General features: G+C 72.5%; 17 protein-coding genes and 2 pseudogenes. 13 read left to right on the top strand and 6 right to left on the bottom strand.

Features of this window, described 5'->3' with window-relative positions; translation table 11 throughout:
* Window positions 1–14: 14 nt before the first annotated feature.
* From SD460_RS34800 to SD460_RS34785, 4 genes and pseudogenes are all read left to right on the top strand, one after another.
* A pseudogene (locus SD460_RS34800) lies at window positions 15–533 on the top strand (ATP-binding cassette domain-containing protein); the annotation flags it as partial.
* A 224-nt stretch (window positions 534–757) separates the two neighbouring features.
* Window positions 758–1,747 carry an ABC transporter permease gene (locus tag SD460_RS34795; protein ID WP_290057660.1) on the top strand — a complete coding sequence of 330 codons (990 nt, stop codon included), beginning with the start codon at window positions 758–760 and terminating at the stop codon, window positions 1,745–1,747.
* Window positions 1,748–1,793: 46 nt separating this feature from the next.
* Window positions 1,794–2,192, top strand: a complete 399-nt coding sequence (locus SD460_RS34790) for a GntR family transcriptional regulator (protein ID WP_290057659.1) — start codon at window positions 1,794–1,796, stop codon at window positions 2,190–2,192.
* On the top strand, window positions 2,189–3,055 hold the full coding sequence (locus SD460_RS34785; protein ID WP_290057658.1) for an ABC transporter ATP-binding protein: 867 nt from the start codon (window positions 2,189–2,191) through the stop codon (window positions 3,053–3,055). Before SD460_RS34790 ends, SD460_RS34785 begins: the two co-directional genes overlap by 4 nt.
* Before the next feature lie 40 nt (window positions 3,056–3,095).
* Here the strand turns inward: SD460_RS34785 and SD460_RS34780 are convergent, their stop codons facing one another.
* The 3 genes from SD460_RS34780 to SD460_RS34770 all read right to left on the bottom strand — a co-directional run bounded on the left by SD460_RS34780 (window position 3,096) and on the right by SD460_RS34770 (window position 6,217).
* Window positions 3,096–3,431: an STAS domain-containing protein gene (locus tag SD460_RS34780; RefSeq protein WP_290057657.1), complete on the bottom strand. Its 336-nt coding sequence runs from the start codon at window positions 3,429–3,431 to the stop codon at window positions 3,096–3,098.
* Between the two features lie 118 nt (window positions 3,432–3,549).
* Window positions 3,550–3,750, bottom strand: a complete 201-nt coding sequence (locus tag SD460_RS34775; protein WP_290057656.1) for a hypothetical protein — start codon at window positions 3,748–3,750, stop codon at window positions 3,550–3,552.
* A 67-nt stretch (window positions 3,751–3,817) separates the two neighbouring features.
* The gene (locus SD460_RS34770; RefSeq protein ID WP_318307310.1) at window positions 3,818–6,217 is read right to left on the bottom strand and encodes a helix-turn-helix transcriptional regulator; all 2,400 of its coding nucleotides are present in this window, start codon (window positions 6,215–6,217) and stop codon (window positions 3,818–3,820) included.
* Between the two features lie 273 nt (window positions 6,218–6,490).
* On the opposite strand from SD460_RS34770, the gene SD460_RS34765 reads away from it, so the two are divergent.
* Complete coding sequence (locus SD460_RS34765) at window positions 6,491–7,357, top strand: IniB N-terminal domain-containing protein (RefSeq protein ID WP_290057654.1); 867 nt, start codon at window positions 6,491–6,493, stop codon at window positions 7,355–7,357.
* 144 nt (window positions 7,358–7,501) lie between these two features.
* Here SD460_RS34765 and SD460_RS34760 read toward each other — a convergent pair.
* A pseudogene (locus tag SD460_RS34760) lies at window positions 7,502–7,926 on the bottom strand (fasciclin domain-containing protein).
* Between the two features lie 158 nt (window positions 7,927–8,084).
* On the opposite strand from SD460_RS34760, the gene SD460_RS34755 reads away from it, so the two are divergent.
* A complete protein-coding gene (locus SD460_RS34755; RefSeq protein ID WP_290057653.1) occupies window positions 8,085–8,522 on the top strand; it encodes an ATP-binding protein in 438 nt (145 codons plus the stop codon).
* Between the two features lie 242 nt (window positions 8,523–8,764).
* Here the strand turns inward: SD460_RS34755 and SD460_RS34750 are convergent, their stop codons facing one another.
* The gene (locus tag SD460_RS34750) at window positions 8,765–9,433 is read right to left on the bottom strand and encodes a fasciclin domain-containing protein (RefSeq protein WP_318307309.1); all 669 of its coding nucleotides are present in this window, start codon (window positions 9,431–9,433) and stop codon (window positions 8,765–8,767) included.
* A 117-nt stretch (window positions 9,434–9,550) separates the two neighbouring features.
* On the bottom strand, window positions 9,551–11,122 hold the full coding sequence (locus tag SD460_RS34745) for a molybdopterin-dependent oxidoreductase (RefSeq protein ID WP_318307308.1): 1,572 nt from the start codon (window positions 11,120–11,122) through the stop codon (window positions 9,551–9,553).
* Between the two features lie 237 nt (window positions 11,123–11,359).
* On the opposite strand from SD460_RS34745, the gene sigK reads away from it, so the two are divergent.
* The 7 genes from sigK (at window position 11,360) to SD460_RS34710 (ending at window position 19,287) form a co-directional block, all read left to right on the top strand.
* A complete protein-coding gene (gene sigK, locus SD460_RS34740) occupies window positions 11,360–11,953 on the top strand; it encodes an ECF RNA polymerase sigma factor SigK (protein WP_290062856.1) in 594 nt (197 codons plus the stop codon).
* A complete protein-coding gene (locus tag SD460_RS34735) occupies window positions 11,950–12,669 on the top strand; it encodes an anti-sigma factor (RefSeq protein ID WP_290062855.1) in 720 nt (239 codons plus the stop codon). The genes sigK and SD460_RS34735 overlap by 4 nt, the downstream gene beginning before the upstream one ends.
* A 236-nt stretch (window positions 12,670–12,905) precedes the next feature.
* A complete protein-coding gene (locus tag SD460_RS34730; protein ID WP_290062853.1) occupies window positions 12,906–13,892 on the top strand; it encodes a ferritin-like domain-containing protein in 987 nt (328 codons plus the stop codon).
* Window positions 13,893–14,120: 228 nt separating this feature from the next.
* Window positions 14,121–15,074: an ABC transporter permease gene (locus SD460_RS34725; RefSeq protein WP_290062348.1), complete on the top strand. Its 954-nt coding sequence runs from the start codon at window positions 14,121–14,123 to the stop codon at window positions 15,072–15,074.
* A complete protein-coding gene (locus SD460_RS34720; RefSeq protein WP_290062346.1) occupies window positions 15,067–15,945 on the top strand; it encodes an ABC transporter permease in 879 nt (292 codons plus the stop codon). Before SD460_RS34725 ends, SD460_RS34720 begins: the two co-directional genes overlap by 8 nt.
* A 37-nt stretch (window positions 15,946–15,982) precedes the next feature.
* Complete coding sequence (locus SD460_RS34715) at window positions 15,983–17,584, top strand: ABC transporter substrate-binding protein (protein ID WP_318307307.1); 1,602 nt, start codon at window positions 15,983–15,985, stop codon at window positions 17,582–17,584.
* On the top strand, window positions 17,581–19,287 hold the full coding sequence (locus SD460_RS34710) for a dipeptide ABC transporter ATP-binding protein (protein ID WP_290062344.1): 1,707 nt from the start codon (window positions 17,581–17,583) through the stop codon (window positions 19,285–19,287). The genes SD460_RS34715 and SD460_RS34710 overlap by 4 nt, the downstream gene beginning before the upstream one ends.

Below are 19,287 nucleotides of genomic sequence, written 5' to 3'. Positions count from 1 at the left end.
GAGAGGAGACGGCCATGACCATGCCGAAGCAGCTCGACCAGGCGCTTCCGGCCATTGCCACGGGCCTGGGCAAGCGGTACCGCAGGGGCTGGGCGCTGCGGGAGACGTCCGTGGTGGTCCCGAAGAACCGGATCGTGGCCCTGGTCGGCCCGAACGGGGCGGGCAAGAGCACGCTGATGGGGCTGATCACCGGGTTGCTCAGCCCGACGGCCGGGCGGATCACGGTGTTCGGGGACCGGCCGACGGGCAAGGGGCTGCACCCCGCGGTGTCCTACCTGGCGCAGCAGAAGCCGCTGTACCAGCAGCTCACCGTGGCCGAGACGCTGAAGCTCGGGGCGCGGACCAACCCGGCCTGGGATCAGGGCTACGCCGAGTACCTGGTCGGGCAGGCGGCGGTGCCGATGAGTGCGAAGGTGGGCACCCTGTCCGGCGGGCAGCGCACCCGCGTCGCGCTGGCGCTGGCGCTGGGCAAGCGCCCGGGCCTGCTGCTCCTCGACGAGCCGCTGGCCGATCTGGACCCGCTGGCCCGCGAGACCGTGCTGCGCACGCTGGTGACCGAGGCCAGGACGCAGGGCATCACCGTGTTGCTGTCTTCGCACGTGCTGGCAGAGTTGGAAGGCGTGTGCGATCACCTGGTCCTGCTCCACAAAGGACGCGTCCTCCTGGCCGGCGACGTCAGCCGGCTCGGTGACGGCGGCGTTCCGCTCGGCGTACTGGCGATGAACCGCATGCGGGAAGCAGCACGGGAGGACGCGGCGTGATCTGGGTTTCCTGGCGGCTGCACCGCGCGCACCTGCTGACCATGCTCGGCGTCCTGGTCGCCGGGGCAGGCGCCATCGTCGTGCTGCGGTCGGCCGTGCTCGACGACCTCGCGTCGACGGGGCTCGCTTCCTGCGTGTCCCAGACCCTCGACAAGTGTTCGCCGTCCGGTGCGGCGAAGAGCTTCGGGGAGAAGTGGTCGACCCCGTTCGACATCGCGCGGGCCGTGATCCTCTGCACGCCGGCCCTGATCGGCGCGTTCGTGGGGGCGCCGCTGTTCGCCCGCGAACTGGAACAGGGCACGCACGTCCTCGCGTTCACGCAGTCGGTCAGCCGTACCCGGTGGATGGCCGGCAAGCTGCTCGTCGCGCTGGTGCCGGCGTTGGCCGTGCTGATCGTGCTCCAGGCGCTGGTCTCGTGGTGGCTGTCCGCGGCCGGCATCCTGGGACCGTTCGTGAACGGCCCGTTCACGGCCTTCAACTTCGGCATCGGGAATGTCTCACCCGTCGGCTACGCGCTGTTCGCGTTCGCGCTCGGCACCTTCCTCGGGGTGGCGACCCGCCGCACCCTGGTGGCCATGACCGGCGGACTCGCCGCGTTCGTCGTCGTGCGCCTCGCCCTGGCCGGCCTGGTGGACCGCCTGGTCCCGGCTCAGCGGCTGGAGGTCACGCCCGACCACCCGGTCACCGTGCACCAGGACGGCAGCCTCGTGCTCGGCGAAGGCTGGCTCGACGCCGCCGGGCAACCGGTCTCCGACGACCGGGCCCAGGCCTTGATCCAAGCCTGCAAGACGACCACGGGCGGCGCGTCGAACACGCAGGAGGGGTACCTCGCGTGCCTGCCGAAGTCCGGCCTCGCCAAGAGGTACGCGGACTTCGTCCCGGAAAGCCAGGCCTGGCAGGTGCACCTCGCCGACCTGGCGATCTACGGCGGGCTCGCGGTCCTGCTGCTGGCGGGTACCGCGTGGGTGCTGCGGCGGCAGAGCTGAGCGGGGTGGAGACCCGCGGGCCGCGCGAGCACTTATGCTGACCGGCGTGATCGAGTTCCGGATCGACCGGCGCTCCGGGGTCTCCACCTACATGCAGATCGTCCAGCAGGCCAAGCAAGCCATGCGGCTGGGACTGCTGAACCCCGGCGACCGGCTGCCCTCAGCGCGGGAGGTGGTGGAGGCGACCGCCGTCAACCCCAACACCGTGCTGAAGGCCTACCGCGAACTGGAACGGGAAGGCCTGGCGGAGGGCCGCCGCGGCTCGGGCACCTTCGTGACCAGGTCACTGTCTTCCGAGGCCACGGCGGGCGACGACGCGCCGCTGCGGCAGGAACTCACGGCCTGGATGCGCCACGCCCAGCAGGACGGCCTCGTCGTCGAGGACGTCGACGCCCTCTACACCGCGGTCCGCGACGAGCACTACTCCGCCGAGGAACGATCATGAACCCCTTGACCTCCACCGCTCTCGGCAAGCGTTACCGCGCCCGCTGGGCCGTCCGCGACTGCGATTTCGCCGTGCCCGAGGGCAAGGTCGTCGCCCTGATCGGCCCGAACGGCGCGGGCAAGAGCACCCTGCTGCGGATGGCCGCGGGCCTCACCCGCCCGACCACCGGCGAGCTGACGGCCTTCGGCACGCCGGTACGGGGCCGGACCCACCCGGACGTCTCGTTCCTGGCGCAGAGCCGGCCGCTCTACCGCGACCTCACGGTGCGCGAACTGGTGCGCGCCTGCGCGGCCATGAACGACCGCTGGTCCACCGACCGGGTGCGCGAGGTGCTCGGGCTGCTGGGCGGCGTGGACTACGACGCGAAGGTCGGCACCCTGTCCGCGGGCGTCCTGACCCAGGTGGCCATCGCGGTGGCACTGGGGCGGCTGCCCCGGCTGCTGCTCCTGGACGAACCGCTGTCCGACCTGGATCCGCTGGCCCGCGACGAGACGCTGCGGATCATCATGACCGAGGTCGCCGACCGCGGGACCACGGTGGTGATGTCCTCGCACCTGCTCAGCGACCTGCGCGAGGTGTGCGACCACCTCCTGCTGATCGACGAGGGCCGCGTTCAGCTCAGCGGCGACATCGAGGAAGTCCTCGCGCAGCACCGGATCCTGGTCGGCCCCGCGGCCGATGAGTCCGTTGTGGAGGGAACGCTGATCAGCGCCACCCGCACCGAGCGCCAGTCCACCCTGCTGCTGCGGGAGGCCGACCCGACGCCGGAAGGCTGGGCGGGCACCGAACCCGACCTGGAATCCCTCGTCATCGGCTACCTGCGCGCTTCCCGCGAACGGCGGCTTTCGGCCTCGCGCAAGTAGCCGGGGGCCGGACATCCGCGACCACGCCGACGCCGCGGGGTCAGCGTCGCAAGCGGGCGAGAGCCGTGGCCACGGAGGCGACCACCGTGAGCAGCTCGTCGGCGCCGCACAAGCGCAGTGGCCTGATCACCGCGTTGCCCTCGTCCGCGAGGTCGGCGACGACGAGGAGACGATGGCCGGCGCTCTCCACCTCGCCCGAGGCGCGCAGGACGGCGTTGATGCCGCTGGAGTCGAGGAAGGTGACCGCGGTCAGGTCCAGCACGACCGGGCCCTCGGTGCAGGTGGCGAGGGTGGCGGCGAACTCGGGCACGGTCAGCAGGTCGATCTCACCGGCCATCGTCAGCACGGTGACGCCGTCGACGCGGCGGCGGGTCACGGTCAGCGCCTCACCGGGAACCGGTCGGAGCGCGGGGCGGGTTCGGTCCTGGCGGGTGGGCGGCACGGCGGTCTCCTGGGCGGGCGGTGCCGGACGCCCCGAGGACGCCGGCGGGCGATCAGGCGGAAACGTCGTCTTCGACGGTGCCGGGCGGGCTGGTAGCGGCCAGCCGGGCGAGGTGTTCGGTGATCCGGCGGTGCAGATCGCCGGCGGCCTCGCCGAGTTCGGCGAGCTCGGCCAGCGTGACCTCGGCGTCGTCGCCCTCGAACGCGTGAACACGCGTGTCATGTGCGATCGCCTCGTCGTCCAGTGACGTCACTTGCACCTCCTTCGCCGAATTCTCACCGGCAGGTACCTACCCCGGTTGATCTCTGACGAAACGTGCTTCAAGCTTCTCCTTCGCTCAGCATGCCGCGCAGCAAGGTCGCGATCGTCCGGCGGTCGGTGACGCCCAGTTTTCCGCGGAGGCGCGCCATGTGGTGTTCCACGGTCTTGCCCGAGATGTGGAGCAGTTCCCCGATCTCGCGGTAGGTGTGGCCCGCCACGACCAGGCGCCCGATGTCGCGTTCCCGCGGCGTCAGCGCAGGCACGGCCGCCGTGGCCGGACCGGCCGCCGGTTCGCCCGTCGCGCCGGACGAGAACCGCTTGGCGGCGCGCAGCAACGTCACCATCGCGATGCGGTCGGTGGCCCGGATCGCGGCCTGCCCGGCCAGCCGGGCCGCGTCCCAGCGGAGACCGGCTCGGCGCAGGCGTTCCGCACCGGCGAGCACGGTCTCGCTGTCCACGCTTCCCCCGAGAACGGCGAGCCACACCTCGCCGGCGTCGGTCAGCGCGGACGCGAGGCGCCCCGGTGCCGCTTCGAGCGGCTGGAGGGTGCGGCGCGCCGTGCCGTGGTCACCGGCCAGGATCGCGGCGTGGAACATCGACCAGTGCAGCCACGTGGACCACAGCGCCGGCGACTCGAGCCGCTGAAGCAGAGCGACGGCGCGGGCACGGTGTGAGGCGACGCGGGAATCCTCCTCGACGCGGGCCGCGGCGACGAGCAGTTCTCCGATGGGCAGCAGCGTGAAGAGGTCGACCGGCTGGCGCATCATCGCTTCGTAGGCCGTGGCCCAGTGCGCGCGGACCGCGTCCGGGGTGTCGCTGCGCCGGGCCAATCCGAGTTCGAGGGCGCGCAGGAAGAGTTCATCGCGGGGGGTCAGGGGGACGTTCCCGGTGCGCACGGCCGTGCTGTGGACCGCCGCGGCCGCCAGGTCGCCGCGGAGCATCGCCGTCCAGCCGAGCAGGAGGGTGCGCCGTTCGCTGCCGGCGGCGCGGGTCAGGACGCCGTGCGCGAGGTCGAATTCGGCGGCGTGCACCGCGACCAGTGCGGCGAGCGCGGCGGGTGAATCGGGCAGGAGGTGGCCGGTGCCGGCCACCGCGGCGGAGTCGGCCGCGGCCAGCAGCGTCGTCAACGCGGCTTCGGGATGGCCGCTCACCGACTCCCGGATCCCGTCCAGCAGTTCGCCGGCGAGGTGACCGTGGGCCGAAAGCGGCGCGGCGTGCTCCGGCCCGCCGGGTCTCGCTTCGCCGAGGGCCAACCCGGCGAGGTCGGCCAGCCGTCCCGCACCCGGCTCGCCCGACCAGCGCAGGAGTTCCGCGCCGCGAGCCAGATCGCCCCGGCGAGCGATGACGGTCCCCGCGACCAGCGCCCCGTGCGCCCGGTCCTCGGGCACTTCGGAGCTCAGGAGTTCGTCGCCGAGGGCCAGCGCCGTGTCGAGCCGTCCCGAGCGGACGGAGGCGCTCGCCCAGCCCGGGGCCAGCCGGGTGCGCGAACTGCCGCCTCGAGCGGCGGCCGCGTAGAGGTCGGCAGCGAGAAAGGGGTCGTCGGAGAGCACCTCGGCGGCTGCTGCCTCGAGCCCGGCCCGCACGACGTCGCCGGCCGCACTCAGGCGCAGCAGCTCACGGGCGACCGGGAGCACCGGCTGCCCGGTGGCCAGCAGGACTTCGAGCATCCGGGTCAGCACCGTGAGCTGGCGGTCCACGCCGACGTGGGCGCGGACCGCCCGGACGACGACCGGCGGCACGCTGTCGCCGGCGGTCAGGAGCCCGGCCGCGCGGACCCGGTCGACGACCGCGGAGACGTCGTCGCGGTCCAGGCGCAAAGCCGTCGCGAGCAGCTCGATGTCCCGGCCGCGACCGGCGCCGGCCGCGACGAGGTACGTCCGGCCCGGTTCGCCGAGCAGGTCCAGCTCCGCTCGCAGCTCTTCGATCAGTTCCCCCGCGGCGGTCGCCCGCAGCCAGTGGGTCACCAGCCGCGGCACCCCGGCCGTGACGCGCTGGGTGGCGGTCGCCTGCTCCGGGGTGAGAGATCGGCCGAGCACGCCCTCGGCGAACCGGACGATGTCGGCGGCGGTCCACGCGGCGAGCCGGATGTGCCGGGTTTCGGGGCGGACCAGCTCGGCGGCCACGGCCCCGGCGGCGCCGGGGGTGTGCGTGAGCACCAGCCGGGTGGTTTCCCCGGCCAGCCCGACGAGCCTGGCGCGGGCGGGACCGGTGAGGGTGTCGGCGTCGTCGAGCAGGATCGCCGCATCGGCCGCATCCGCCGCGGACGTGAGGTCGGCGAGGGCGTCGCGGCCGATCACCGGGACACCGGCGTCGCTGTAGTGCCGGCCGATCGCGGCCAGCACCGTCGACTTCCCGTGCCCGGGGGGCCCGGACAGGACCACCCGGAGCGGGTCGTCCGGACGGGTGGCGATCCCGGTCAGCACGTCACGCAACTGCGCGGGCAGCAGCTCCTTCACCACGGTCGGCACCTCCGGACACGGCGACCTGCACTGGTCCCCACCGAGAGGTTCGAGCCAGCGCGGGGCCGCAGATGGGCGGTTCGGCCCCCGGTTCGCGGACGAGACCCAGGCCACAAACGAGCGCGATCCCCTAACGGGTGACGCGGCCCCCTGGGGGGTGAGAAAGATCGTGACTAGGTGTCAGACCTGATGTGCCCGCCACCAGGCCGGCCCTAGCGTCGGAGCGGTCGCCGTGATCGCGACCCCATCCGTTCCCCAGAGAGAGCCCGGTCGATGAACCCCGCGCAGTCGCTGTACGAATTCACGCTCAACCTGCTCAACGACTCGTCCGCCCGCGGCGCCTTCGGCGAGGACCCGCAGCAGGCGCTGAACGACGCCGGCCTCGGCGACGTCTCCGGCGCCGACCTGCACGACATCCTCCCGCTCGTCCTGGACTTCGCGCCGGTCGGCACCCTCGGCGGCGCGAACGGCCTGAACCTCGACTCGATCACCACCGGCCAGGCCGGTGCCATCGAGCAGCTCAAGGCCCTCACCCAGAACTTCGCGCTCGGCGACACCTCTTCCGAGAACAACGTCCTCGGCGCGGTGAGCGGCATGACCGCCCTCACCCAGAACATCACCGACCCGTTCTCCGCCGCGGGCGACCTGACCGGCAGCATCGACCACCTCGGCGGCGGCCAGGCCGACCCGGTCACCACGGTCACCGGCGCCGTCGGCGACGTCACCGGGCACGTCGCGGGCGGGGACGTCACCGGCGCCCTCGACGGCGGCGACCTCACCGCCGGGCTGCAGAACGTCTCGGGCCTCACCTCCGCCGTCGACGGCGCGCAGGGCGTCGGCTCCACGATCGGCGACCTGACCGGCACCCTCGGCGCGAACACCGGCATCGAGCACACCGTCGGCGACATCACCGCCCACGGCGTCGGCGACGTCGTCAGCCACGTCGGCGACATCAGCCACAACGGCACCCTCGGCGACGTCACCAGCCACGTCGGCGACATCGCCTCGCACAGCGGCAACGTCTCCGACGTCCACGACCTCGTCGGCAACATCGGCGAAGGCGCGCTGAGCGGAACCATCGGCGCCGACCTCAGCCACCTGTCCATCGGCTCGGGCAACGACTTCCACCTGCCCCACTAGGTCCTCGCGGCCGGGGTGGTGCGCCACCCCGGCAGGCAGGCCGCCGCGGTTCCCGGTGATCGGGAGACCGCGGCGGCCGTTCCGCGTTCCGGGCCACCCGCAAGGGAGGGCGCTCGCGGCCCGGACGTCTGCGTTGCCCGGCGGTTACGGGGCCAGGACCTTGTCGATCACGAAGACGGTGGCGTTCTTCGTGGGGATGTTGCCGCAGAGGATCTTCGCGCCTGAGCTGGCCGTCGCGAGCCGCTCGGCGTCGTAGCGCTTGCCGGCGATGTGGTGCTCGAGGGTCGGTACCAGCTCGGCCGGTTCGGCACGGCCCAGCGCCGCGAACGCGGGTCGGCGGGAGCGAACACCGTGATGGCCGGTCGGTGGTCGAGCGCGTCGACCAAGCCGACGGCCTTCAGCGCGGCCGCCAACCTGGTGAGCAGCGGGTTCGTCGAGGCGACCGGCTGCGCATCCGTCGCCCCTGGCGGCAACCGCGGACAGGCTGGGCCGAACACATCGGCGTCGGTGGTCACCCCGTCGGGGGTTCCGCCTGCGGCCGCGGCAAGACGAACGTTCGTCACAAGCACTCCTGGAACGGGGAGAAGTCCACTGTGGATTCGCGGCCCCCGCCGAGCGGGACGGGCGCCCACGTGCCGACCACCCGATCGGGCGATCCGGGAACCAATCCGCTCGAAGAGCCGGCCCGAACGACGAGGTGGACTGGCGTCGAGGGAAGGCCGTTTCCGTGGTGGATTTCGACGAGGAGCTGGCCGAGCTCACCCGGCAGGTCGCCGGAGCGGCCGAAGCCAGAGTCGTGCTGGACGGTCTTCCGGATCTCCGCCACGTGCGCTCGCACGTCGCCGGGTCGCTGACCTTCGGTGCGGATCCCGGCGATCGGTTCGGGGGTGTCCTGCTTGTCATCGACGAGCTCGTGAGCAACGCCTACCGGCACACCACGGCGGCCCGCGAACTGCACGTCACCCGCCGGGCCGAGCACCTGCTGGTCGAAGTCAGCGACCGCGATCCGGACGCCACGACGGTGCGGGCCTGCCACCCGGGGTCGGGGCGGTACGGGCTCCGGCTGGTGGAGCAGCTGTCCCTCGATTGGGGCGTGCGCGCCGACAGCGGCGGGAAAGTGGTCTGGGCGCTGGTGCCGATCAGGGTCTTCCCCCTCGGCCCTTGAGCGCGGCCGAGGGCCGAGGGGGCCGGTCGCCGCCACGGCCTTGGAGTGATCCGGCGGTGGCGACGACCGGCGGACGCCGCCGCTTCGGCGTCCCCGGCGGCGGATCTCCTGCTACCCGCCGCCAGACTGCGATCGCTGTCCGGGTCGGGACAAGCGAAGAACGGCCGCCTCGGACTCCAGGAGGTCTGGGAAGCCCGAGGCGGCCGTCCGGTGCCGGCCACCCGTCGGTGGCCAAGCCGGTGTTACTTGTTGGTGCCCGGCGTGAGGACCTTGTCGATCACGAAGACGGTGGCGTTCTTCGTGGGGATGTTGCCGCACAGGATCTTCGCGCCGTTGACCGTCATGTTCTCCCCGGAACCTTCGATCTTCAGCTGCCCGCCGGCGGCGTTGAGGGTGTCGAGCGAGCCCGCGGCCGCGAGGCCCTTGGCGTCGTAGCGCTTGCCCACGACGTGGTACTGCAGGATCGGCGACAGCTCCGCCGGCTTGCCCGCCAGCTCGGCGAACTTCGCGTCACCCAGGGCGGCGAAGGCCGGGTCGGCCGGGGCGAACACCGTGATCGACGGTGCGCTGTTGAGCGTGTCCACCAGGTTGGTGGCCTTGACCGCCGCCACCAGCTTGGTCAGCAGCGGGTTCGTCGACGCGGCCGAGGCGACCGGCTGCGGTCCCATCGAGTCCAGCGAACCGGGCGCGGAGCCCTGCGGCAGCTGCGAACAGGCCGGGCCGAACACGTCGGCGTTGGTGGTCATCCCGTCACCGCCGGCGGCGGCGCTGGAGGACGGGGCGGCCATCGACGAGGACGGGGCGGGGGCGCTGGAGCTGCCCGAGGACGCGGTGTCGCTGCCGCTGCACGCGGTCAGGGTCAGCGCGGCGGCCGCGGCCAGGCCGATACCGGCAATACGAAGGTTACGCACGAGAATTCACTCCCATTGATGACGCGGCTGAAGGCGAACTGTTCCGATGACCGCCTCTGTTACCCGTCATTCGGGCCCCCGGACGGACCGGATTGGTCGATCGCGGAAAAAGATTTTCTAGGCGGCGGTGAAGGTGACGTTGTGCCAGCCGGTCGCCCCGTCGGGGACGGTGCCCGCCCGCTGGTTGGTCTGGGTGTAGCCGGACTTGTCGGTGGCCCGGCAGAACACCTGATGCACCCCCGCGGGGAGGTCCACTTCGGTCCACCACATCCGCCACGTGTTCAGGTTGACCTCTTGGGAGAGTGTGGTGGCCTGCCACGGGCCCTGGTCGATGCGGACTTCGACCTTCTCGATCCCGGTGTGCTGGGCCCACGCGACCCCGGCGACGCGCACCTTTCCCTTTTGGACGTTGGCGAAGCCGCGGTGGGAATCGATGCGTGATTCGGTTTTGATCGGTGCCTCGCGGGCCCAGCTGCGTTTGAGCCAGTACGCTTGGCGCGCGGCCCAGGTGGTGACCTCGATGTCCACGACCCATTTCGTCGCCGACACATACCCATACAACCCGGGGGTGACCAGCCGGGCGGGGAACCCGTGTTCCAGCGGCAACGGCTCGCCGTTCATCCCGATCGCCAGCATCGCCCCCCGACCCCGGTCGGTCGCTGCCGCGACCGGTGTGCCCGAGGTCCAGCCGTCGACACTGGTGCAGAACAGCTGCTCAGCCCCGGAGCGCACCCCGGCTTCAGCCAGCAGATCAGCCAGGTCGACACCGATGAAGTTGGCCGTCGAGACGTAGTCACCGCCGACCTCGTTCGACACGCACGTCATGGTGACGGTCCGTTCCACCAGCGGCCGATTGCGGATGTCGTTGTAGCTGTAGCGGATTTCGCGGTCGACCATGCCGTGCAGGCGCAGGCTCCAGTCTTCGGTGCGGACTTGCGGCACCGACAACGCGGTGTCGACGCGGTAGAACTTGTCGTTCGGGGTGAGGAACGGCGGTGTGCCCAGCTTCGAGAAGTCCGCGTCGGCGGGGATCGTCGGCGCGGTGCGCGCGGGGACGAGCTTGCCGACCGCTTCGCGTGACGCCGTGGCGTCCCGGGACGAGCTGATCAGCTGGCCGCCCAGCCCCGCCGCTCCGGCGCCGACGACGACTCCGGCGCCGCCGAGCAGGAACGCCCGCCGGGAGGTGCCGGTCTTCTCGCCGTCCGCTTCCCGCCACACGCGGGGCGCGATTCGGTGCAGCAGGAGGAACACGGCGATGCCGACGACCAAGCTGGCGAGCGGCGCGAGCAGCGCCACCGCACTCAGGTCGGGCCGTTCGAGCACGGCGAAGGTACCCACCAGGCCGAACAGTGCGATGACCACGGTCCCCGGGACCGGGGACCGTCGCGAAAGGACTCCCGCGAGCGCGGCGACGCCCACCATGACCACGGCCATGCTGCCCAGCAGCACCAGTTTGTCGTAGGTCCCGAAGGTGCGGACGGCGAAGTCCTTGAGCTCGACCGGGGTGAGGTCGATGGCGTCGTTGCCCACGGCGAGGTAGGGCGAGGCGTTGACGCTGATGAACCCGGCCACGAGGTGCCCGGCCGCCAGCGCGGCGGCCAGCGCCAGGATGCCGGTGAAGGCGGCGGCGAAAAACCGCAGCCGGGTACGCGGCGGCGCTTCCGGTGCGTCGAGTTCGGTGGCGGTCATACCGGGAATTCGACGCAGCGCGGTCGCGGTATTGGTCGTGCCGTCTCCGTCCCCCCGGATCGGGTGAGAAGAACGGGGCTGATCCATTGTGGACAGCTAGGGCTCGCTCCTCCGTGTGGGTGAGCGGCTGCGGTTCTCGTCACAGCACCAATCCGCACGAGCAGGCCGGGACGAACTCCTGGTGACCGCCGCCGACCGCGGCACGCGACTCGGCGCCCGCCGGGAAGGACAGGTGCCATGACCGCCCACGCAGTCGCGCTCCGCCCCGGCCCCGGCACGGTGCCGGAGCACACACCGGAACAGCTGCTCGCCCGCACCGCGCTCGGAGACGAGCGGGCTTTCGCCGCGCTCTACGACCACCTGGCCGGGCCGATCTTCGGCACCGTGCTCCACGTGCTGCGCTCCCGGGCGCACGCGGAAGAGGTCACCCAGGAAGTCCTGCTCGAGATCTGGCGCAAGGCAGCGACATTCGACCCCGTGCGCGGACGCGTGCAGTCCTGGGCGCTGACCATCGCGCACCGGCGCGCGATCGACCGGGTCCGGTCCGAGCAGTCCGCGGTCGACCGGGAAGAGCGAGCCGACCGGCTGGACCTGCGTCGCCCCTACGACGACGTCACCGAGACGACGCTGGAGCAGCTCGACCGGGCGCAGGTCCGGGCCGCGCTGTCGGCCCTGACCGAACTCCAGCGGGAGTCGATCCTGCTCGCCTACTTCCAGGGTTACACCTGCCGGGAGGTTTCCGAGAAACTCGGTGTCGCGGTCGGCACCGTCAAGACCCGCATGCGGGACGGGCTGATCCGCCTGCGCGACGCTCTGGGAGTGCACCGATGACCACCGCCGACGCCCACATCCTCGCCGGCGCGTACGCCCTCGACGCGGTCGACGACCTCGAACGCGCCGCGTTCACCCGGCACCTCGGCGAATGCGCCGCGTGCGCGGACGAGGTGGCCGAGTTCCGCGAAACCGCTGCCCTGCTGGGCAGAGCGGCCGCCACCGGACCGGACGAGAGCTTCCGTCGGCGAGTGCTCACCGAGATCTCCCAAACCCGGCAGCTGCCGCCCCGCGTCACCGCCGGGCCGGCCGCCCCGCCGCGACGGTCCCCGTGGCGCCGGCGCGCCCTGATCGGGGTGGTGTCCGTCGCCGCGGCCGCGGCGGTGCTCGCCGGCGGGATCAGCATCGGGCTGGACCAGTCGGTCTCCGGCCGCCCGGTGCCGGTGGCCGGCGGCGGCGCGGTGATCTCCGCACCCGACGCGACCACCGTGCGCGCCGCCGTGCCCGGCGGCGGCTCGATCTCGGCTACGGCCTCCCGGCAGCTGGGCCAGGTCCTCGTCGCCGCGCGGGCCTTGCCGCGGCTGGACGCCGGCCACGCCTACGAGGTGTGGCTGACCGGCCCGGGTGTCCCGAGGTCGGCGGGGCTGGTCGCCCCCGAGGGCACTGTCGAGGCCGCCCTCTCCGCCGGCGTCGACGGTGTCGCGGTGACCGTCGAGCCCGCCACCGGGTCGCTGCAGCCGACCACGCCGTCGGTCGCGAACCTCGCGCTCAGCTGAACCCCGGCACGATGGCCCGGTCACCATGGTGGCCGGGCCATCGTGGTCGTCACCCGTCAGTCCTCTTGCGACAGACAGTCCACTCGCCGAGCTTTGCTGCCACGATCGGGGAATCGACCCATCCGCGGCGCGGCCGGCCTCGAAAGGGAAAGGTCCACGAAGAATCCATCCCGGCGCCGGGATCCGGCGGCGGGTTACGCCCGCCGCGCCCGCGCGGGCGGGGAGGAGATTCGTCCGTGTTTGGAAAGCGTTATGTCGCTTCGATGATCAATCGGAGTGCGGAGAACGACCAGGATCGCCGCCGTTTCCTCAAAGCAGCCGGGATGACCGGCCTCGGCGTCGTCGGCGCCGGAGCCCTCGGCGGCCTCGGGACCGCGTCCGCCGCCGCAGCTGCCCCTGAGGCCGCCGCGGCCGGTGGGGTGACTGACGGTGCCGTCCTCAACTTCGCCCTCAACCTCGAGTACCTCGAAGCCGAGTTCTACCTGCACGCCGTCACCGGCAAGGGCCTCGCCGACGCGATGACCACCGGCACCGGCACCCGCGGCGGCGTCACCGGCGGCCGCGCGGTGAAGTTCAAGACCAAAGCCGCCCGCCAGTACGCCCAGGAAATCGCCGGGGACGAGAAGGCCCACGTCCAGTTCCTGCGCACCGCGCTCGGCTCGGCCGCGGTCAGCCGCCCGGCGATCGACCTGCAGTCCAGCTTCACGGCCGCGGCCCAGGCCGCCGGCCTGGTCAAGCCCGGCCGCAGCTTCGACGCGTTCGCGTGCGAAGAAAACTTCCTGCTCGCGGCGTTCCTGTTCGAAGACGTCGGCGTCACCGCCTACAAGGGCGCCGCGCCGCTGATCACCAACAAGACCTACCTCGAGGCCGCCGCGGGCATCCTGGCCGTGGAGGCTTACCACGCGGGCAACATCCGCAGCGCGCTCTACCAGCACACCGACGGCATCCTCGGGCTCGGCCTCCTGGGCCGCGACCTGCGCGAAGCCAGCGTCAAGCTGTCCAACGCCCGTGACAGTCTCGACGGCCCGGCCGACGACGACCAGGGCGTCATCGACAGCCGCGGCAACGCCAACATCGTGCCCACCGACGCGAACGGCATCGCCTACAGCCGCTCACCCGGTCAGGTGCTGAACATCGTGTACCTGACGAACAAGGCCGCCACGTCCGGCGGCTTCTTCCCCCAGGGTGTCAACGGCGAGGTGAACACCAGCGCCGCCAACTGACCCGCAGCGGGGTGCCGGGCCGCCGTCGGGGCGGCCCGGCACCCCGCTCTTACTCCGGCGCCCCAGACCTCGCCTCATCGGCCTCATTCCCGCACCGCGCTGAGTTCGTCGTCGGCGTGCACAGCCCCGTGAACCGCACGTATCGCGCAGTTTACTTCTGGTATTGCGCGAAGTGCGCAACCTGTGGCAGTGTCACCGCACAGACCCGAACCGGAGGAGGGATGGACCGTGGGGCCCTTCCTGTTGCGTCGCGTGCTGTCGCTGGTGCCCGTCGTCCTGATCGTCACGGCGTTGTCGTTCACGCTCGTCGCGGTCATGCCGGGCGACGCGGCACTGGCCGGCGCCGGCATCCAGCAGAACGGCGTCAGCGCGGAACAGCTCGCGGCGCTGCGCGCGGAAATGGGGCTCGACCAGCCGCCCTTGACCCGTTACCTCTCCTGGCTGGGCCACGTGTTCACCGGCGATCTCGGCCGGTCCTTCCGCACCGACTCGCCGGTGTCCGACGCCGTGTTCGCGCGGTTGCCGGTCACCCTGGAGGTCGGCCTGTTCGCCATCGCGCTCGCGGTGCTGCTGGGCGGCCTCGCCGGGGTGCTGATGGCGCTGCGCGCCGGGCGCGCGTCCGACGTCCTGCTGACCGTCGTCAGCTTCGGGGGCATCGCGATCCCCCCGTTCTGGCTCGGCGCGCTGCTGGTGATGGCCGTCTCGCTGATGTGGGGCCTGCTGCCACCCGCGGGGTTCGTGCCGTTCTCCGAGGATCCGGCGCAGCACTTCGCGCTGCTGGTCCTGCCGGTCATCACCGTCGCCGTCGCGCCCGCCGCCATCCTCGCCCGGCAGACCAGGGCCGCGGTGCTCGACGCCCTCGGCCAGGAGTACGTGCTCGCGGCCCGTGCCCGGGGTGGCGGCCGCCGCCAGGTGCTGCGCCGGCACGTGCTGAAGAACGCCGCGGTGCCCGTCATCAGCGCGGCGGGTCTGCAGGTGGGCGGGGTGCTCGGCGGCGCGATCCTGGCCGAGACGATCTTCTCGGTGCCGGGCGTCGGGCTGCTGCTGGTCGACTCGATCAGCGCCCGCGACTACCCCGTGATCCTCGGGCTGCTCGTCGTGCTCAGCGTGCTGGTGCTGCTGGTGAACCTGCTGACCGATGTGGTGTACGCGCTCGTCGACCCGAGGATCCGCTATGACTGACCCGACCCAGTTCGTGCCCGTGGACCCCGGTGCCGCCGGATCGGGAGCGGTGCGCCGCGCCTGGCTGAGTTTCCGGCACTCCCGGCTCGCCGTGCCGTCGGCGGTGGTGCTCGCACTGTTCCTGCTCGTGGCGGTGGCCGCGCCGCTGATCGCGCCCTACGACCCCAACGCGGGGCAGTTCGACCGGATCCTCGAGGCCCCGTCGGCGCAGCACCTGTTCGGCACCGACGCACTCGGGCGCGACGTGCTCTCCCGCGCGGTGTTCGGGGCCCGCGTCTCGCTGGTCGTCGGACTGGGCGCCGTGCTCGTGGCGTTCGCGGGCGGGCTGGTCATCGGCCTGCTCGCCGGCTACACCGGCCGCTGGGTCGACGAGGCGCTGATGCGCGTGATGGACGCCGGACAGGCCTTCCCCGGCCTGATCCTCGCGTTCGCGCTGACCGCGGCGCTGGGCCCCAGCGCCACCACGGTGGCCTTCAGCGTCGGGGTCGTCGCGATCCCCGCCGTCGCGCGGGTCGTGCGCGGGCAGGTGCTGGTCGTGCGCGAGCTCGACTACGTCTCCGCCGCGCGCGTGCTGGGACTGCGCAAAACGCGCATCCTCGCGCGCCACGTGCTGCCCAACGCGGTCGGCCCCGCCATCGTGCAGGGCATCGTCCTGCTGTCCTCGGCGATCCTCACCGAGGCGGCGCTGAGCTTCCTCGGCCTCGGCGTGCAGCCGCCCGCGCCGAGCTGGGGCGGTCTGCTGCGCGACGGCTACGACTCGCTCGCCTCGGCGCCGTGGATCTCGACCGCGTCCGGCCTGGCCGTGTTCGTCAGCGTGCTCGCGATCAACTTCGTCGGCGAAGGGCTGCGAGAAAGCCTCGTCGACGCCTGACCCGCCGCGCCACCGCATGTTCAAAGGAGAACCTGTCTTGTCCCGTCCCTGGCTCCACCGGCGGCTGCGCGCCGCCGTCGCCGCCGGCCTCGCCGTCGCGCTCGCGGGCTGCTCGGCGATCACCCCGGCCGGCGAGCCCGCGCAGGCCCCCGCGCAGCCCGTGCGTGGCGGGACGCTGATCGTCGGCAGCGTCGGCAACAACTGGACGACGCTCGACCCGCTCACGACCAACACCTCGATCGGCCCGTACTGGTCGATGTACGAGCCGCTGTTCGAGTACCGGCCCGACGGCGCGGGCAAGTCCGCGGTCGCCCCGAAGCTCGCCGTCTCCGGGAACCTCGACGACCCGCTGCGGCCGGTGATCCACCTGCGGACCGGCGTCACCTTCCACGACGGCACCCCCTTCGACGCGCAGGCCGCGGCCTGGAACATCGAGCAGATGCGGCACGTGCCGGGCTCCACGGCGGCCCGGACGCTCGGCGACGTCACCGGCGTCGAGGTCGTGAACGCCGACACGATCAGGCTGACGCTCAGCGCGCCCAGTCCCTCGATCTTCGTCCGCCTCTCGTCGTCGGCCGGGCCGGGCCGGGCGATGGTGTCGCCTGCCGCTGTGCGGGCCCACGGCCGGGAGTGGCTGGCCCGCAACGAATCCGGCACCGGCCCGTTCACGCTGAAGAAGTTCGTGCCCGACACCCGCACCGACGTCGTGGCCTTCCCCGGGTACTGGGACACCGGCGCGGACGGCGCGAAGCTGCCCTACGTGGACGGCATCGCCTACGAGCTGCTGCGCGACACCAGCGCCGCGATGCTGGGACTGCAGGCGGGCTCGGTCGACGTCGTCGCCGGCCCGACCAAGGCGATGCTCGACCAGGCCGCCCGGTCGAAGACGGTGCGCGCGGTCGAGCTCACCACCTCCAACAGCTACCCGGGCACGTTCGGGTTCAACGCCACCCGTGCGCCGTTCGACGACGTGCGGGTCCGGCAGGCCGCGCAGCTGGCGATCGACCGCCGGACCCTGGTCAAGGTCGTCTACCCGAACAGCTCCGAGCCCGCCCAGCTGCCGCTGTGGAACGACTCGATGCCCGGCTGGTCCGAGGGGCTCGACCACGTCTACGACTTCGACCTCGCCAAGGCCAAGCGGCTCGCCGGCGAGGCCCGGCTGGCTCCGGGCACCCGCGCCACGCTCATCTACCAGTCCCGCGAGCCGGACGCCACCATCGCGCAGGTCTGGAAGCAGATGTGGGCCGAGATCGGCATCGACCTGATCACGACGCCGCTGGAGGAGACGGTCTTCGAGTCCCGGCTGGCCGCCGGCGACTTCGACGTCGCGACGTGGAACTGGGGCACGCCGCTCACGCCCGACCTCGCCGCCGAGTACCTGCAGGCCGGTGGGCGGCAGAACTGGGTCCACTACGACAACCCGGCGGTCAACGACCTGTTCGCCCAGGCGTCCGGCGCCGGTGGCGAGACCGGGCAGGCGGACCGCTACGGGAAGGCGCTCTCGGCCGTGATGCAGGACGCGGTGTACGGCGTCGTGCTGCGCCAGTCGCCGTACGTGCTGCAGCGCGGTGCCGTCGGCGGCATCCGCGAGATCTGGGGTGGACAGGACATCACCCGGGCCTACAAGGGGCAGTCATGACCAGAGCGGTACCGGACGCGCTGCGTGCGTCCACAGAGGACACCGGCGACCTGCTGGCGGTCACGGACCTGCGTGTCGGCTACGCGCCCCGGCCCGGGACGACGGGCGGGCCGGTGCAGGCCGTGCGCGGGGTCGACCTGACGGTCCGGCGCGGGCGCGTGCGGGCACTGGTCGGCGAGTCCGGGTGCGGCAAGAGCGCCACCGCGCTGGCCGTGCTCGGCCTGCTGCCGCGGGCCGCCACCGTCTCGGGGTCGATGACCCTCGAGGGGCGCGAGCTGGTCGGGCTGGGGGAGCGTGAGCTCACCGCGGTCCGCGGCCGCGACATCGGGATGATCTTCCAGGACCCGAGCCTCTACCTGGACCCGGTGCAGCGCGTCGGCCGGCAGATCGCCGAGCCGCTGGAATACCACGAACACCTGTCCCGCGCCGACGCCCGCGCGCGGGCGATCGAGCTGCTCGACCTCGTGCGGGTGCCCGACGCGCGCCGACGCGTAGACCAGTACCCGCACGAGTTCTCCGGCGGCATGCGCCAGCGCGTGATGATCGCGTCGGCGCTCGCGTGCCGCCCGTCGCTGCTGGTGGCCGACGAGCCCACCACCGCGCTCGACGTGACCGTGCAGGCCGAGATCCTCGACCTGCTGCGCGACATCAGCGCGGAGTTCGGCAGCGGGGTCCTGCTCATCACCCACGACATGGGCGTCGTCGCCGATCTCGCCCACGACGTCACCGTGATGCGCGACGGCGAGGTCGTCGAGCAGGCCGGTGCCGAGGCCCTGTTCGCGACTCCGTCGCAGCCCTACACACGTGAGCTGCTCGGGGCCGTGCCACGGCTGGGCGCGAGCCGGCCGCCCGCGGCACGGGAACCTGCGGCGGCGCCTCCCGCACTGGAGTTGGACGGACTGTCGGTGACCTACCGCCGGCGGCTCACCGCGCCCGCGTTCCGCGCCGTCGACGGGGTGAGCCTCACGCTGCCGGCCGGGACCGTGCTCGGGCTGGTCGGCGAGTCCGGTTCGGGGAAGTCCACGATCGCCCGCACCGTCGTCGGCCTCAACCGGGCCAGTGCGGGGCGGGTGCTGATCGCGGGCCAGGACGTGACCCGGCTGCGCGAGCGCGGGCTGCGCTCGGTGCGACGGCGCTACGGCATCGTGTTCCAGGACCCGGCCGCGTCGCTCAACCCGCGCCAGACCGTGAGCGACACGCTGCTGGAGAGCATCCGCAGCCGCGGCTCGGTCAGCGCACGCGACGCGCGGGCGCGCCTGACCGGGCTGCTGGACGACGTGCGGCTTGAGCGCGCTTTCCTCGACCGCTACCCGCGCGAGCTCTCGGGCGGGCAGCGGCAGCGGGTCAGCATCGCCCGCGCGCTCGCGCTCGATCCCGAGCTGCTTATCGCCGACGAGCCGACGTCCGCCCTGGACGTGTCGGTGCAGCGGACGGTGCTGGAGCTGCTGCGCGAACTGCAGCGCGAGCGCGGATTCGCGTGCCTGTTCGTCACCCACGACCTCGCCGTCGTCGAGTCGCTCGCCGACCACGTGGCGGTGCTGCGCGGCGGCAGGCTCGTCGAACACGGCCCCACCGCGCGGGTGCTGTCCGCGCCCAGCGACGACTACACCGCCCAGCTCCTGGCTGCGGCGCCGGTGCCCGACCCCGCGGTGCAGGCGGAAAAGCGGCGCCTGCGCGCCGCTCGCCGTCTCGAGCAGAACTGA

The sequence above is a fragment of the Amycolatopsis solani genome (assembly GCF_033441515.1).
Classification (GTDB): domain Bacteria; phylum Actinomycetota; class Actinomycetes; order Mycobacteriales; family Pseudonocardiaceae; genus Amycolatopsis; species Amycolatopsis solani.
The sequence above is the reverse complement of the archived record's forward strand: the minus strand, read 5'-3'. Positions and strand labels throughout refer to the sequence as shown.

Excerpts from the sequence above, each read along its gene's own strand:
- SD460_RS34785 (WP_290057658.1), top strand. The coding sequence starts at position 2,189 with ATGAACCCCTTGACCTCCACCGCTCTCGGCAAGCGTTACCGCGCCCGC.
- SD460_RS34765 (WP_290057654.1), top strand. The coding sequence starts at position 6,491 with ATGAACCCCGCGCAGTCGCTGTACGAATTCACGCTCAACCTGCTCAAC.
- SD460_RS34745 (WP_318307308.1), bottom strand. The coding sequence starts at position 11,122 with ATGACCGCCACCGAACTCGACGCACCGGAAGCGCCGCCGCGTACCCGG.
- sigK (WP_290062856.1), top strand. The coding sequence starts at position 11,360 with ATGACCGCCCACGCAGTCGCGCTCCGCCCCGGCCCCGGCACGGTGCCG.
- SD460_RS34735 (WP_290062855.1), top strand. The coding sequence starts at position 11,950 with ATGACCACCGCCGACGCCCACATCCTCGCCGGCGCGTACGCCCTCGAC.
- SD460_RS34720 (WP_290062346.1), top strand. The coding sequence starts at position 15,067 with ATGACTGACCCGACCCAGTTCGTGCCCGTGGACCCCGGTGCCGCCGGA.
- SD460_RS34710 (WP_290062344.1), top strand. The coding sequence starts at position 17,581 with ATGACCAGAGCGGTACCGGACGCGCTGCGTGCGTCCACAGAGGACACC.